This is a genomic window from Caulobacter sp. 05L422 (assembly GCF_056397765.1).
The window spans coordinates 81,643-94,177 of the sequence record NZ_JBFTOB010000026.1 but is presented as its reverse complement, the minus strand read 5'-3'; the positions used below and the strand labels follow the sequence as shown (position 1 = coordinate 94,177).

Genomic DNA, 12,535 nt, shown 5'->3' with positions numbered 1-12,535 from the left:
CAACAGCCTGCGCGACCAGATCACCAAGGCTGTCACCAACGCCAAGTTCAACGGCGTCTCGATCGCCGACGGCTCGACCACCAAGCTGGCCTTCCTGGCCAACTCGGACGGCTCGCAGTTCACCGTCAGCGCCAAGACGATCTCGCTGGCTGGTCTGGGCCTGGCCTCGACGTCGACGTTCACGTCGGCCGCCGCCGCCAAGACCATGATCGACACCGTCAGCAAGGCGCTGGGCACGGCCACCAACAAGCTGGCTTCGCTGGGCACCAGCTCGACCGGCCTGGACACCCATCTGACCTTCGTCGGCAAGCTGCAAGACAGCCTCGACGCCGGCGTGGGCAACCTGGTCGACGCCGATCTGGCCAAGGAAAGCGCCAAGCTGCAGTCGCTGCAAACCAAGCAGCAACTGGGCATCCAGGCGCTCTCGATCGCCAACCAGTCGACCGGTTCGATCCTGAGCCTGTTCCGTTAATCGGACCAAGCTGAAGTTCAGTAGCGTAAGTAGCGTAAGAAGGGCGGGTCCTCGGACCCGCCCTTTTCCTATTGGGCCGCCCGCGACAGGGCCTTGCCCATCCGCACCAGCGGCACCTCGACCCCGCTGGAGGTCGGCGCGGTGAACCGCTCGATCTCGTGATAGCCGCAGGCGCGGTACAGCGGCTCGCCGGCCATGGTCCCGGCCAGTTCGCAGCGCGTGAACCCCTCCCCCGCCGCCGCGGCCTCGCAGGCGTCCAGGACCAGCCGCCCGACGCCTTTGCGGACGTGATCGGGGTGGGTGTACATGGCCCGCACCCTGGCCGCGTCACGGGCCGGATCCAGCAGGGCGGCGTCGCGTCCGGCCGAGTGGTCGCCGCCGAACAGGGTGGCCCGCCGGCTCCAGCCGCCGCAGCCGGCCAGAGCACCATCGTCCTCGACCACGAAATAGGTGCCGTCGGCGATCAGTTGGCTGTCCAGACCCATGATGTCGAACGAGGCGGCCACCTCATCGGCCTTCAGGAACGGCTTGAGCAGCTCGCCGATCGAGGCGTTCATCAGGTCGCGCAGGGCGGGCAGATCCTCGGGAACGGCGAGGCGAAGGGTCAAGCTCACGGGCGGCTCCATTTGGATGCACCGAACTTGGCGGCGCGCCCGGCCCGCGCCAAGACCGCCGACCCAAGGAAACAAGAGTTTTCAGCGTTGCCTGAAAAAATTCCAATGACAACGTTGTCACGAAAGCGACATTCGGCTATAGAGGTCTCAGCCCTTCTGGGCGTTTCCTCCTATGCGACTTTCGGCCGTCTTCTTCTCCTGTGGAAGGCGGCCTTTCTTTTGCCGGTAGGTTTGGCTTATCCGCGCCGGCCGATCCGCGCGAACGCCCCGACCGCTCCCGCCGCGAACATGCCGCTGCGCCAGGCGCTCTCACGATCCGGCGCCTCGCCCTGGGCGGCGACGCGGGCGTTGAAATCCATCACCTGCCAGGTCCATTCGTCGTTGCCGGCATGGATCACCACGGCGTAGTCGCGCACCTGGATCTGGTCGAAAGGCATTGTCGGCTCCTGCTCTGTCGAAACAGGCTAGAGCCGCGGGATCGCCCGATCGTGGCGACGGTTTCCACGGGCGGCGGACGGGCCGTGGAGTTTTCGTGCAGGCGAGTTTGGGCAGACAGCTCAGGCCGTGACGATCCGCCCGTCCTCGACCCGGACGGGCCAGGGCGACAGCCGCGCCCCGACGCACGGCCCGCCGACGCAGGCGCCGGTCTCGGGTTCGAACAGCGCCCCGTGCCAGGAGCAGGCGATCAGCGCGCCGTCGTCGGTCAGGTAGCGATCCAGCACCTGGGCCAGCGGCAGTCCGGCGTGCGGGCAGCGGTCGACATAGCCGAACGCCGCCCCGCCCCGCCGCACCACGAAGCCGTGGAAGCGCTTGTCGCCGATCTGCAGCACATAGTTCCGCGCCCCGGGATCGGCGATCTGGTCGAGCGGGCCCAGCTTGACGCCGGCCGGCGTCGTCCAGACCCGCCCGACCTGAACGTCTTGGCTCAAATGCGCTCGACCGTCTGCTCGATGGCGCCGAAGATCGAGTGGCCCTTGGCGTCGCGCATCTCGATGCGCACCGTGTCGTCGCCCATCAGGAACGGCGTCTTGGCCGCGCCGCCCAGGATGGTCTCGACCGTGCGCAGCTCGGCCAGGCACGAATAGCCCAGGCCGCCTTCGGCGATCGGCTTGCCGGGCCCGCCGCCGGCGTCGCGGTTGCTGACCGTGCCCGAGCCGATGATGGTGCCGGCCGCCAGGGCGCGGGTCTTGGCGGCGTGGGCCACCAGGGTCCCGAAGTCGAAGGTCATGTCGACGCCGGCGTCGGCCTTGCCGAAGTCCTCGCCGTTCAGGGTGACCAGCAGCGCGCCGTGCAGCTTGCCGTCCTTCCAGGCGTCGCCCAGGGCGTCGACCGAGACGGCGACCGGCGAAAAGGCGCTGGCCGGCTTGGACTGCACGAAACCGAAGCCCTTGGCCAACTCCGCCGGGATCAGGTTGCGCAGGGAGACGTCGTTGCAAAGCATGACCAGGGTGATGGCGGCCAGGGCCTCCTCGCGGGTCGCGCCCAGCGGCACGTCGCCGACGATCACGGCCACCTCGCCCTCCAGGTCGCAGCCCCAGGCGGAATTGCTCAGCGGGATGGTGTCGCGCGGCCCCAGGAAACCGTCCGACGCGCCCTGGTACATCAACGGATCGGTCCAGAAGCTTTCGGGCATCTCGGCCCCGCGGGCCTGCCGCACCAGTTGCACGTGGTTCACATAGGCCGAGCCGTCGGCCCACTGGTAGGCGCGGGGCAAGGGGCTGGCGGCGTCGTGCTCGTGGAACCGTTCCAGCGGCACCCCGCTGTCCTCGACGCTCCTGGCCAGCGCCTTCAGCATCGGCTCGCAGCGCTCCCAGTCGTCGAGGGCGGCTTGCAGGGTCGGGGCGATCGTTCCGGCGTCGGTGAACCAGGCCAAGTCGTTGGAGACCACCACCAGCCGGCCGTCGCGGCCGCCCTTCAGAGACGCGAGCTTCATGGGCGCTTCCTCTTTGCTGTCGTTGTTCTTAGGGCAGGCTTGCTTCTCTAAGGCAGTTTGGCCTTTGGGAAGCCCGTCCAGCACGCGTCATAGTCGGCCTGAAGCGCCGAAGTCTCCAGAGCGTATTTCGTGGGGCGGATCACCCAGCGGCTCTCGAACATGAAGGCCATGGTCCCGTCGATCTTGTGGGGCTTCAGTTCGACCTCGGTCGCGCCCTTGTGGCTGGCCACGTCGGGGCCGTGATCGCTCATGGCGTTGTGCAGACTGGCCCCGCCAGGCGAGAAGCCGCCGGCCTTGGCGTCGTAGGCGCCGTGCACCAGCCCCATGAACTCGCTCATCACGTTGCGGTGGAACCAGGGCGGGCGGAACGTGTGCTCGGCCACCATCCAGCGCGGCGGGAAGATCACGAAGTCGACATTGGCCGTGCCGGGAATCTCGCTGGGCGCGGTCAGGACGGTGAAGATCGACGGGTCGGGGTGGTCGAAACTGACCGTGTTGATCGTGTTGAACCGCGCCAGGTCGTACTTGTAGGGCGAGAGGTCGCCGTGCCAGGCGACGACATCGAGCGGACTGTGGTCCCAGGTTCCCATCCACAGGCCGCCCTGGAACTTCTGGATCACCTCGGTGGGGCGCTCCAGGTCCTCGAAGGCGGCGACGGGGGCCAGGAAGTCGCGGCTGTTGGCCAGGCCGTTCGAGCCAATGGGGCCCAGGTCCGGCAGGCGGAAGGCCGCGCCGTAGCTTTCGCAGACATAGCCGCGCACCGGACCGGCGATCTCGACCCGAAAGCGGACGCCGCGCGGGATCACCACGATCTCGCCGGGCGCGACGTCCAGGCGGCCAAACTCGGTGACCAGGTGCAGCTCGCCCTGCTGAGGCACGATCAGCAGTTCGCCGTCGGCGTTCTGGAACACCCGGTCGATCATCGAGCGGTTGGCCAGGTACAGGTGCGCGGCCATGCCGGCCTGGGTCGCCACGTCGCCGTTGCCGCCGATCGTGACCAGGCCATCGACGAAGTCGGTCGGCTCGGCCGGGACCTCCAGCGGATCCCAGCGCAGGCGGTTGGGGGTGGGCGCGGCGGCGTCGAACGGGCCGCTCTTCAGCCTGTCCTGGGCGTAGGGCGCATAGGGCCCGTGGCCGGCGCTGGGCCGCAGACGATACAGCCAGGAGCGGCGGTTCTCGTGGCGTGGGGCGGTGAAGGCCGTGCCCGACAGCTGCTCGGCATACAGCCCGAACGGCGGCTTCTGCGGCGAGTTCTGGCCGACCGGCAGGGCGCCGGGGACCGCCTCACTGGAGAAGTGGTTGCCGAAGCCAGATTGGTAGGCGAGCGCGTCGGTCATGCGGATCGGGTTCTCATGCGTATCCTCCCCACCGCCGTCTTCCCGGCGAAGGCCGGGATCCAGATTCATCCGGAGCGGTTCGTGGGCGTCACCTGGGTCCCGGCCTTCGCCGGGAAGACGGAGGAAGGGACGTCCAGTAAACGCCCTCCTCCGCCGGTCGGGAAGCCTAAGCCTCGACCGTGATCACGCCGCGGCGGATCTGGTCCAGCTCGATGCTCTCGAACAGGGCCTGGAAGTTGCCGTTGCCGAAGCCTTCGTTGCCCTTGCGCTGGATGATCTCGAAGAAGATCGGCCCGAACAGGTTCTCGGTGAAGATCTGCAGCAGCAGGCCCTCCTCGCCGACATTGCCGTCCAGCAGGATGCGGTTCTTGCGCAGCCGTTCGGTGTCCTCGCCATGGCCGGGCACGCGCTTGTCGACCAGCTCGTAATAGGTCTCGATGGTGTCCTGCAGCTTGACGCCCCTGGCCCGCAGCTTCTCGACGGTCTCGTAGATGTCGGGCGTGGTCAGGGCCAGGTGCTGGATGCCCTCGCCGTTGTACTGGCGGATGAACTCCTCGATCTGGCTCTGGTCGTCCTGGCTCTCGTTGAGCGGGATGCGGATGGCCTTGTCGGGGGCGATCATCGCCTGGCTGAACAGGCCCGTGGCCTGGCCCTTGATGTCGAAGTACTTCTGCTCCTCGAAGCCGAAGACGTCGCGATAGAAGGTCGACCAGGTGCGCATCTGGCCGCGCTTGACGTTGTGGGTCAGGTGGTCGAGCAGGTCGAGGCCCACGTTGTTGGCCGCCTCCGCCTCGGCCGCGCCGGGAACCGGGGTCCAGCTGGCGAACACCGCGTCGGGGCCTTCGACCAGATACAGCATCGAGCCGCCGATGCCTTCCAGCACCCGGGCGCCGTCGCCCAGCACGGTCTTCGACGCGTCGGCGGCCACGGCCCCGCGCTTCAGGGCCTCGGCATAGGCCGCTTCGACGTTCTCGACGCCGAAGGCCATGCCGTTGGCCGACGGGCCGTGGGCGGCGCGGAACTCTGCGACTTGGCCCGTGGCCTCGTCATTGACCAGCAGGTTGATGCGGCCCTGCTTGTAGCGGGTCACGGCCTTGGTCGGATGGGTCGAGGCGGCGACGAAGCCCAGTTGCTCGAACAGCGCCTTCATGGCGGCCGGCTCGGGGCTGGTGAACTCGACGAAGACGAAGCCGTCGAGGCCCAGGGGGTTCTGTGCGTTGGTGGTCATGACTGTGTCTCCGAACTCAGAGAGCGAGGGCGGCCGGCAGGGCGGCGATCAGGCGGTCGTTGTCGGCGGGACGGCCGATGGTGATCCGGACCCAGCCGCCGGGCACTGGCGTGGGCCGCACGATCAGCCCTTCCCGCAACAAACGCGCGGCGGTCGCTTCGGGACCCGCCGGGGTGCGCAGGAAGACGAAGTTGGCGGCGCTGGCGGTGCGCTCCACGCCCATGGCGTCCAGAACAGCCTCGACCCGGCCGCGCTCGGCGATGGTCAGGGCGATCGTGCGCTCCAGGTGTTCGACGTCGTTCCAGGCGGCCAGGGCGGCGGCCTGGCTGATGGCGGTCACGTTGAACGGCGGGCGGATGCGGTCCAGGTAGCCGACCAGCTCGGCCGACGAGCAGATGCCGTAGCCCACCCGCATGCCGGCCAGGCCGTAGGCCTTGGAGAAGGTGCGGCCCGAGACCCAGCTGCCGCCCCAGGCCTTCAGCAGGGCCAGGGTGTCGAAGTCCTCGTGATATTCGCGATAGGCCTCGTCGACGAAGACCACGGTCGAGCGCGGGGTGACGGCCAGGATCTCGCCGATGTCGACGCCGCTCATCGCGTTGCCGGTCGGGTTGTTGGGCGTGCACAGCACCAGCAGCTTGGGGCCCTTGGCGGCCTCGACCTTGAAGGCCTCGACGTCGAGGTCGAAATTGGCCAGGCGCGGCACGTCGATGAAGGTCGCCTCGGCGCAGCGACCGAAGATCTCGTAGGCCGGGAAGGTCGGCGAGCTCAGCAGGATGCTGTCGCCCGGGTGCAGCACGGCGCGGAACAGGTAGTCGATCAGGGCTTCCGAGCCCGGGGTCATGACGATGCGGGCCGGATCGACCGCCAGCCGCCCGCCGATCGCGGCGCGCAAGGTCTCGCAATAGGGGTCCGGATAGATTTCGGGGCTGGCCAGGGCGGCCTGCACGGCCTCGGCGACCTTGGGGCTGCAGCCCAGCAGGTTCTCGTTGCTGGCCAGCTTGGACAGATCGGTGCGGCCAGCCAGGCGACCGGCCTCGGCCAGGGTCATGCCGGCCTTGTAGGCGGTGACGCCTTCCAGGGCCGGACGCACCGGCGAGACCACGGCGGGCGACAGGGACTTTTGATCGACAACCAGCATGCGCCGCGCTCCGGGAGGGGTACGGCGGCAGGATACGGCGTTCGCCACGACGAGATGTGGCGATGATGACCGTCACTTATCCACAAACGGTCATTTTATGCTAACAATGACCAAAATCTCGATCCGATGAGACCGGCGAACAGGGACATGCACTTGTGCGTGTCCCCAATAGACGCGCGGACAGGCTTGGGGACACGCGCGAGCGCATGTCCCCGGCTTCGCCGCCGCCCTCCCCGCAAGGAGAGGGAAGGACTTTTGGCTATCTGGGCGAAACCAGCGCCTTCACCGGGACCCGGGTCACCTGGACGTCTTCCTTGTTGGCCGCGTAGCCGACGTACAGCCAGCCCTTCCAGACCACGCTCTTGGGATAGTGATAACCCGGCCGCTTGTACTTCCCCTCGAACCGCAGCGGCTGCAGGTCGCCCTGTCCGCGCAGCAGCCAGCTGCGGTCGAAAAGCCGGCCGTCGCGGCTGACGGTCACAGCCAGGGGCATGCGCGGGCGATCGGCGTTGGGCGCGTTGACCAGATAGGCCGAACCGTCCGGCAGGTTGCCGGCGCTCTGTTTGGCGCGGGAGTCGGGCATGGCCGTCAGGGCCGGTGCGGTCCAGGTCGCGCCCCGGTCGCAGCTTTCGGACGCCAGCTGGCGAAAGCTCAGGTCCTCGTCGCGGAACACCATGACCACGCAGCCGTCGGCGCGGCGGAACAGGCTGGGTTCGATCTCCCGGCTCAGCCGGCGCTCGTGCGGCGCGGCGGCGTCGCCCGTGGCGGCGCGCGGCAGGCTGGTCATCCGCCCTTCGGTCCAGCCCTTCACCCCCAGCGGATCGTCGGTGAAGAACGGTTTGGCGATCATGCCCGGGCGCAGGTGGAAGGCCGTCATCACCCGCCCGTCGATCCGATGAGGATCCTGCTCGATCACGCCCTCGACCGGGCGGCCGTTCGCGCCCATCACGCGGCGCGGCGCGCTCCAGGTCCGGCCGTCGCGGCTGGTGCGGTACTCGGCGTAGCCGCCGGCGCCCGACTGGAAACCCTCGGGCCAGACATTGGCGTAGGCGACCAGCACCTTGCCGTCCGTCCACCAGCCGCCGCTGGAGCGCATCACCCCGCCCTCCCCGGCCGGCGCCAGGCTCATGGGCGCGCTCCAGGTCTGGCCATCGTCGCTGACGCTGTAGGCCACCCAGGTGTCGGCGGAGTCCTCGTCCCGGGCCGAGCTCTGCCACTGGGCGTACAGCCGCCCCTTGAAGGGGATCAGCACCACGCCGTTGCTGAAGCGGTCCGTCTCCTCCATCGGCGCGAAGACGGTGAAGGTCTGCGCGCCGGGCGCCGGCGGCAGCCCCAGGTCCGGACGCCCTTGTTGGAACAGGTTCGGCGCGACCGTGTAGGGCGCGACGGGCTCCGCGGCGCCCGCCGTCAGGGCCAGGACCGCCGCGCCCGCCGCCAGGAGCCTGATCATCCGCCCTACTCCAGATAGTCCAGCGGCAGGGCCGTCGCGTCCTTGATGGTCTCCAGCACGAAGCTTGAGCGGATGTCCTTCACGGCCGGCATCTTCAGCAGGCGCTTCATGGTGAAGTCGGCATAGGCGTCGAGGTTGGGCGCCACCACCCGCAGCAGGTAGTCGTAGCCGCCGGTCATGGCGTGGCAGCCCACCACCATCGGCTCGCGCCGCACGGCCTCGGCGAAGGCCTCGGCGGCGGTCTCGCTGTGGCGGTCGACCTGGACCTCTACATAGGCCAGCAGGTCCAGCCGCGCCTTGCGCCGGTCCAGCAGCGCGACGTAGCCGGAGATCAGGCCCGAGGCCTCCAGCTGCTTGACCCGCCGCAGGCAGGGGCTGGGCGACAGGCCGACGCGCTCGGCCAGCTCGACGTTCGTGACCGAACTGTCCTGCTGGAGGATTTCCAGGATCTTCCGATCGGCGCGGGTGAGCTTCATCGTGACCCAATCTTCAGGCGGCTTGGCAGATCGTGCCAAGACTAGCGTGATTGATCGCTGCGGGACACCGTCAGGCGTTCAACCGGAGCCTTACTTCAGACTGAGGCGTTGGAGCCCGCGAGGACGATCAACGTCCCGCCCCACGGAGAAACCCATGCGCACCGCCCTGCTGATTTCCGCCGCCGTCGCCAGCCTGTCGCTGATGGCCTGCTCGCAGAAGACCGAGGACCACACGGCCGCCGCCGCGGATCAGGCCGGCGCCGCCGCCTCGTCGGCCGCGCAGGACACCGCCAACAACGCCAACACCGCCGCCGACAAGGCCGCTGACAACACCGCCGACGCTGTCGGCGCGGCCGAGCGCAAGACCGACGCCGCCGCCGACGCGGCCGCCAAGACCCACTAGAGCAAACGGACGGGGACGGGCGCATGCGCCTGTCCCCGAGCCACAAAGCAAAACCCCCGAAGCTTTCGCCCCGGGGGTCTCGGTTACGCTTACTGGTACGCCACTAAACTTATCGGGACTTTCAGTTGGCCAGGCGGCGCAGGAAGGACGGGATCTCCAGATCCTCGCCTTCTTCAGCCGTCGGCTGGTCCAGCGGCTGCAGGGCCGGACGGGCCGAGCCGCGCTGCGGCTGCTGGGCCGCGGGCTGTTGCTCGTAGCGCTGCTGGCGACCGCCGCCGAACAGGCTCATCCAGCCGCCCGACTTCTGGGCCCGGCGGTCCTCGTAGGTTTCGCTGTAGAGCGGCTCGTCCTCGACCTCGGCCGCTTCGGCGACCAGCGGGTCGACGATGCGCGTGACGCGCGGGGCGGGGGCGGCGACGCGGGGCTCTTCCATCACCGGCTCTTCGAAGTGCAGGTCTTCCTGGGCTTCGACGATCGGGGCGGGTTCTTCATAGACCGGTTCCGGCGCGTAGGACGCGGTCGCGGCGGGACGCTCGATCGGGCGCGGCTCGTAGCGCATGCCCGGACGGCCGGCTTCAGCCGTGGTCGGGGCCGGAGCGGCTTGCGGGGCAGCCATTTGAGTGGTGGGCCGGGTCTCGGCGATCAGCGGCTGGGCCGTGGTGTTGCGCGAGACGGGCTTGGGCTCGATCTGGGCGATGGAGGCGCCGTCCATGCCGGTGGCGACCACCGACACGCGGATCACGCCGTCCAGCGACGGGTCGAAGGCGGCGCCGAAGATGATGTTGGCTTCCGGGTCGACCTGATCCGAGATGGCGTTGGCCGCTTCATCGACTTCGAGAAGCGTCATGTCCATGCCGCCGGTCACGTTGACCAGCACGGCCTTGGCGCCCTTCAGCGAGACTTCGTCCAGCAGCGGGTTGGCGATGGCGTTCTGGGCGGCCATCAGGGCGCGGTCTTCGCCAGTGCCCTCGCCGGTGCCCATCATCGCCTTGCCCATTTCGGTCATGACCGTGCGGACGTCGGCGAAGTCGAGGTTGATCAGGCCCGGCAGGACCATCAGGTCGGTGATCGAGCGGACGCCCGAGTGCAGCACCTGGTCGGCCATGCCGAAGGCTTCGGCGAAGGTCGTGCGCTCGTTGGCGACGCGGAACAGGTTCTGGTTCGGAATGACGATCAGGGTGTCGACATAGCGTTGCAGCTCACCGATGCCGGCGTCGGCCAGACGCATGCGGTGACGGCCTTCGAAGTGGAAGGGCTTGGTGACGACGCCGACGGTCAGGATGCCGCGCTCGCGGGCGCACTTGGCGATGATCGGGGCCGCGCCGGTGCCGGTGCCGCCGCCCATGCCGGCGGTGATGAACACCATGTGCGCGCCGTCCAGATGCTCGCCGATTTCCGGGAAGCTCTCCTCGGCGGCGCTCATGCCGACTTCGGGATGAGCGCCCGCGCCCAGGCCCTGGGTCACTTGCACGCCGAGCTGGATGCGACGGTCGGTCTTGGCGAACTGGAGCTGCTGCGCGTCGGTGTTGGCCACCACGAACTCAACACCCTCGAGGCCGGCCTCGATCATGTTGTTGACAGCATTGCCACCGGCGCCGCCGACTCCGAACACCACGATACGCGGCTTCAGTTCAGTGGTGCGCGGCGCGGAAAGAGAAATTGCCATGGGAGCCTCGCGTCTTAAACGCCGAATTCGTCAACTGCCGAGCGGTTCAACCGCCGGGAGTCATCTCGACGATCCGGTTAACAGAACAACCACCAACCTTAATCGGTGGTTAACTCCATAATGTGAGTCGGCCCTCGGTCGACCCCAAAGAGGCTGGAAAAATCCAGTTATCCAAAGGAATCACGAGGGATTCCTTGGGTTCCCGAAGGTACCCCGAAGGGCCGTGCGGCGGAACGCCGCTGACGCAAAAAGCCTTGGAAAACCCCGTTTTCAGAGCCTCGAAAACTAGGCTGTCAGGTGTTTCCGACACTTAGATCGTAAACGCTTATGCTTAAGGTCTGTTAAGACTTGGCCACTGATCTTGGAGAACTTCGCCAAGACGAAAAATTGTGACGTTCACAAAAATTTACAGTCGCGCTCCGGGGAGCGCGACTCAGCCAAGCTTGCGCGATGTGGGACGAGGTCCCACGACTGCTCGATCAGAGATTGTCCCGCAACCAGGCGGCGGCCTTGGCCACCGGACTGGCGTTGGGGTCCATCGGACGCTTGCGGATAGCCGCTCCGGCCAGGGCCTTGGGCGAGACCACCTCACGCGGACCGAAGGCCGTGCGGTGCAGGACGCCGGCGGCGGCGCAGAACGCCGGACCCGACGCGGCGTCGGCCAGGTGCGGCACCCGGCGCGGACGACCCAGGCGGACAGGGCGGTCGAACACCCGCACGGCGACTTCGCGCACGCCGGCCAGCTGGCTGGCGCCGCCGGTCAGGACGATGCCCGCGCCCGGCTCGACCGGGGCGCCCGAGGCCTTCAGGCGCTCGCGCAGCAGTTCCAGCGTCTCCTCGACGCGCGGCTGGATGATGCCCTTCAGAAGGCTGCGGGGCGCGATCACCGGACCGGCGCCCGGATCGTCGCCGCGCGGCGGGGCCTCGATCATCTCGCGGTCCTCGTTGGCCGAGGCGATGGCCGATCCGTGCAGGGTCTTGATGCGCTCGGCGCCGGCGACCGAGGTCTGCAGGCCGCGGGCGATGTCTTGCGTCACGTGTCCGCCGCCGACGGCCAGGCTGTCGACGTGGCACAGGGCGCCGTTGTTGAACACCGCCACCGAGGTCGAGCCGCCGCCCATGTCGATGCAGACGGCGCCCAGGTCCATCTCGTCCTCTTCCAGGGCCGCCAGGGCCGAGGCGAAGGGCGCCGCGACCACGCCCTCGAACGACAGGTGGGCCCGTTCGACGCAGTGGGCCAGGGTGTGGAAGACGTTCTCGTTGATCGAGACGACCAGCAGCTCCAGGCCCAGGGCGCGGCCGAACATGGCGCGCGGGTCGCGGATGCCGCGCTGGCCGTCGACCGACCAGGCGATCGGCAGCAGGTGGATCGGCTTGCGGCCGGGAATGCGGACTTGCGCGAGCGCCGAAGCGATGGCGCGCGACAGGTCGCCGTCGCCGATCGGGCGGGCGCCCAGCGACACCTGGGTGTGGACGCGGTGGCTGGCCAGCTGGCCGCCGGCCGTGCAGACCGAAACGCCCTGGACGTTGACGCCGGCCACGGTCTCGGCGCGCTCGACGGCCTGGGCGATGGCTTGCGCCGCCTCGTCCAGATTGACGATCGCCCCGCCGCGCACGCCGCGCGACTGCACATAGCCGACGCCGGCCGTGGTCAGGGTGCGGTTGTCGCGATGGATCCCATCGGCCTTCATGATGAAGCAGGTGACCTTGGACGCGCCAAGGTCGACGGCCGCGACCGCCGGCTGACGCACGAGCGTCGCCTTCAAGCCTTCGCGGGCTTGTTTCCGGTCATCCAGTCGCGACATCGCTACAGTCACC

General features: G+C 68.5%; 13 protein-coding genes. 2 read left to right on the top strand and 11 right to left on the bottom strand.

What is annotated here, in order from left to right:
• The coding region (locus AC1DMQ_RS22240; protein ID WP_477035718.1) for a flagellin at positions 1-472 on the top strand (472 nt) is incomplete at its 5' end.
• A 68-nt stretch (positions 473-540) separates the two neighbouring features.
• On the opposite strand, the gene AC1DMQ_RS22235 is transcribed toward AC1DMQ_RS22240, so the two are convergent.
• The 9 genes from AC1DMQ_RS22235 to AC1DMQ_RS22195 all read right to left on the bottom strand — a co-directional run bounded on the left by AC1DMQ_RS22235 (position 541) and on the right by AC1DMQ_RS22195 (position 8,648).
• Positions 541-1,098, bottom strand: a complete 558-nt coding sequence (locus AC1DMQ_RS22235) for a GNAT family N-acetyltransferase (protein WP_477035717.1) — start codon at positions 1,096-1,098, stop codon at positions 541-543.
• A 224-nt stretch (positions 1,099-1,322) separates the two neighbouring features.
• Positions 1,323-1,523 carry a hypothetical protein gene (locus tag AC1DMQ_RS22230; protein WP_477035716.1) on the bottom strand — a complete coding sequence of 67 codons (201 nt, stop codon included), beginning with the start codon at positions 1,521-1,523 and terminating at the stop codon, positions 1,323-1,325.
• A 120-nt stretch (positions 1,524-1,643) separates the two neighbouring features.
• Entirely contained in the window at positions 1,644-2,015 is a 372-nt protein-coding gene (locus tag AC1DMQ_RS22225) for a Rieske (2Fe-2S) protein (RefSeq protein ID WP_477035715.1), read from the bottom strand.
• Positions 2,012-3,019: a fumarylacetoacetate hydrolase family protein gene (locus tag AC1DMQ_RS22220; RefSeq protein ID WP_477035714.1), complete on the bottom strand. Its 1,008-nt coding sequence runs from the start codon at positions 3,017-3,019 to the stop codon at positions 2,012-2,014. The genes AC1DMQ_RS22225 and AC1DMQ_RS22220 overlap by 4 nt, the downstream gene beginning before the upstream one ends.
• A 47-nt stretch (positions 3,020-3,066) precedes the next feature.
• Entirely contained in the window at positions 3,067-4,356 is a 1,290-nt protein-coding gene (hmgA, locus tag AC1DMQ_RS22215; protein WP_477035713.1) for a homogentisate 1,2-dioxygenase, read from the bottom strand.
• 166 nt (positions 4,357-4,522) lie between these two features.
• Positions 4,523-5,584 carry a 4-hydroxyphenylpyruvate dioxygenase gene (gene hppD, locus AC1DMQ_RS22210; protein ID WP_477035712.1) on the bottom strand — a complete coding sequence of 354 codons (1,062 nt, stop codon included), beginning with the start codon at positions 5,582-5,584 and terminating at the stop codon, positions 4,523-4,525.
• A 16-nt stretch (positions 5,585-5,600) separates the two neighbouring features.
• Positions 5,601-6,722, bottom strand: coding sequence for a pyridoxal phosphate-dependent aminotransferase (locus AC1DMQ_RS22205; RefSeq protein WP_477035711.1), 1,122 nt, complete (start codon positions 6,720-6,722; stop codon positions 5,601-5,603).
• 259 nt (positions 6,723-6,981) lie between these two features.
• Positions 6,982-8,172, bottom strand: a complete 1,191-nt coding sequence (locus AC1DMQ_RS22200) for a sialidase family protein (RefSeq protein ID WP_477035710.1) — start codon at positions 8,170-8,172, stop codon at positions 6,982-6,984.
• A 5-nt stretch (positions 8,173-8,177) separates the two neighbouring features.
• Positions 8,178-8,648 (bottom strand): Lrp/AsnC family transcriptional regulator, encoded by a 471-nt coding sequence (locus AC1DMQ_RS22195; protein WP_477035709.1) that lies wholly within the window; start codon positions 8,646-8,648, stop codon positions 8,178-8,180.
• Between the two features lie 154 nt (positions 8,649-8,802).
• Here AC1DMQ_RS22195 and AC1DMQ_RS22190 point away from each other — a divergent pair, with 154 nt between their 5' ends.
• Complete coding sequence (locus AC1DMQ_RS22190; protein ID WP_477035708.1) at positions 8,803-9,051, top strand: hypothetical protein; 249 nt, start codon at positions 8,803-8,805, stop codon at positions 9,049-9,051.
• A gap of 121 nt (positions 9,052-9,172) precedes the next feature.
• Here AC1DMQ_RS22190 and ftsZ read toward each other — a convergent pair whose 3' ends face one another.
• Both ftsZ and ftsA read right to left on the bottom strand, forming a co-directional pair.
• Complete coding sequence (gene ftsZ, locus AC1DMQ_RS22185; protein ID WP_477035707.1) at positions 9,173-10,717, bottom strand: cell division protein FtsZ; 1,545 nt, start codon at positions 10,715-10,717, stop codon at positions 9,173-9,175.
• A gap of 479 nt (positions 10,718-11,196) precedes the next feature.
• Complete coding sequence (ftsA, locus tag AC1DMQ_RS22180) at positions 11,197-12,522, bottom strand: cell division protein FtsA (RefSeq protein WP_477035706.1); 1,326 nt, start codon at positions 12,520-12,522, stop codon at positions 11,197-11,199.
• Positions 12,523-12,535 lie beyond the last annotated feature (13 nt).

Bases quoted from the DNA above. Each gene is read 5' to 3' on its own strand.
- ftsA (WP_477035706.1), bottom strand. From the start codon at position 12,522: ATGTCGCGACTGGATGACCGGAAACAAGCCCGCGAAGGCTTGAAGGCG.
- hmgA (WP_477035713.1), bottom strand. From the start codon at position 4,356: ATGACCGACGCGCTCGCCTACCAATCTGGCTTCGGCAACCACTTCTCC.
- AC1DMQ_RS22205 (WP_477035711.1), bottom strand. From the start codon at position 6,722: ATGCTGGTTGTCGATCAAAAGTCCCTGTCGCCCGCCGTGGTCTCGCCG.
- AC1DMQ_RS22200 (WP_477035710.1), bottom strand. From the start codon at position 8,172: ATGATCAGGCTCCTGGCGGCGGGCGCGGCGGTCCTGGCCCTGACGGCG.
- AC1DMQ_RS22230 (WP_477035716.1), bottom strand. From the start codon at position 1,523: ATGCCTTTCGACCAGATCCAGGTGCGCGACTACGCCGTGGTGATCCAT.
- AC1DMQ_RS22235 (WP_477035717.1), bottom strand. From the start codon at position 1,098: ATGGAGCCGCCCGTGAGCTTGACCCTTCGCCTCGCCGTTCCCGAGGAT.
- hppD (WP_477035712.1), bottom strand. From the start codon at position 5,584: ATGACCACCAACGCACAGAACCCCCTGGGCCTCGACGGCTTCGTCTTC.
- AC1DMQ_RS22220 (WP_477035714.1), bottom strand. From the start codon at position 3,019: ATGAAGCTCGCGTCTCTGAAGGGCGGCCGCGACGGCCGGCTGGTGGTG.
- AC1DMQ_RS22195 (WP_477035709.1), bottom strand. From the start codon at position 8,648: ATGAAGCTCACCCGCGCCGATCGGAAGATCCTGGAAATCCTCCAGCAG.
- ftsZ (WP_477035707.1), bottom strand. From the start codon at position 10,717: ATGGCAATTTCTCTTTCCGCGCCGCGCACCACTGAACTGAAGCCGCGT.
- AC1DMQ_RS22190 (WP_477035708.1), top strand. From the start codon at position 8,803: ATGCGCACCGCCCTGCTGATTTCCGCCGCCGTCGCCAGCCTGTCGCTG.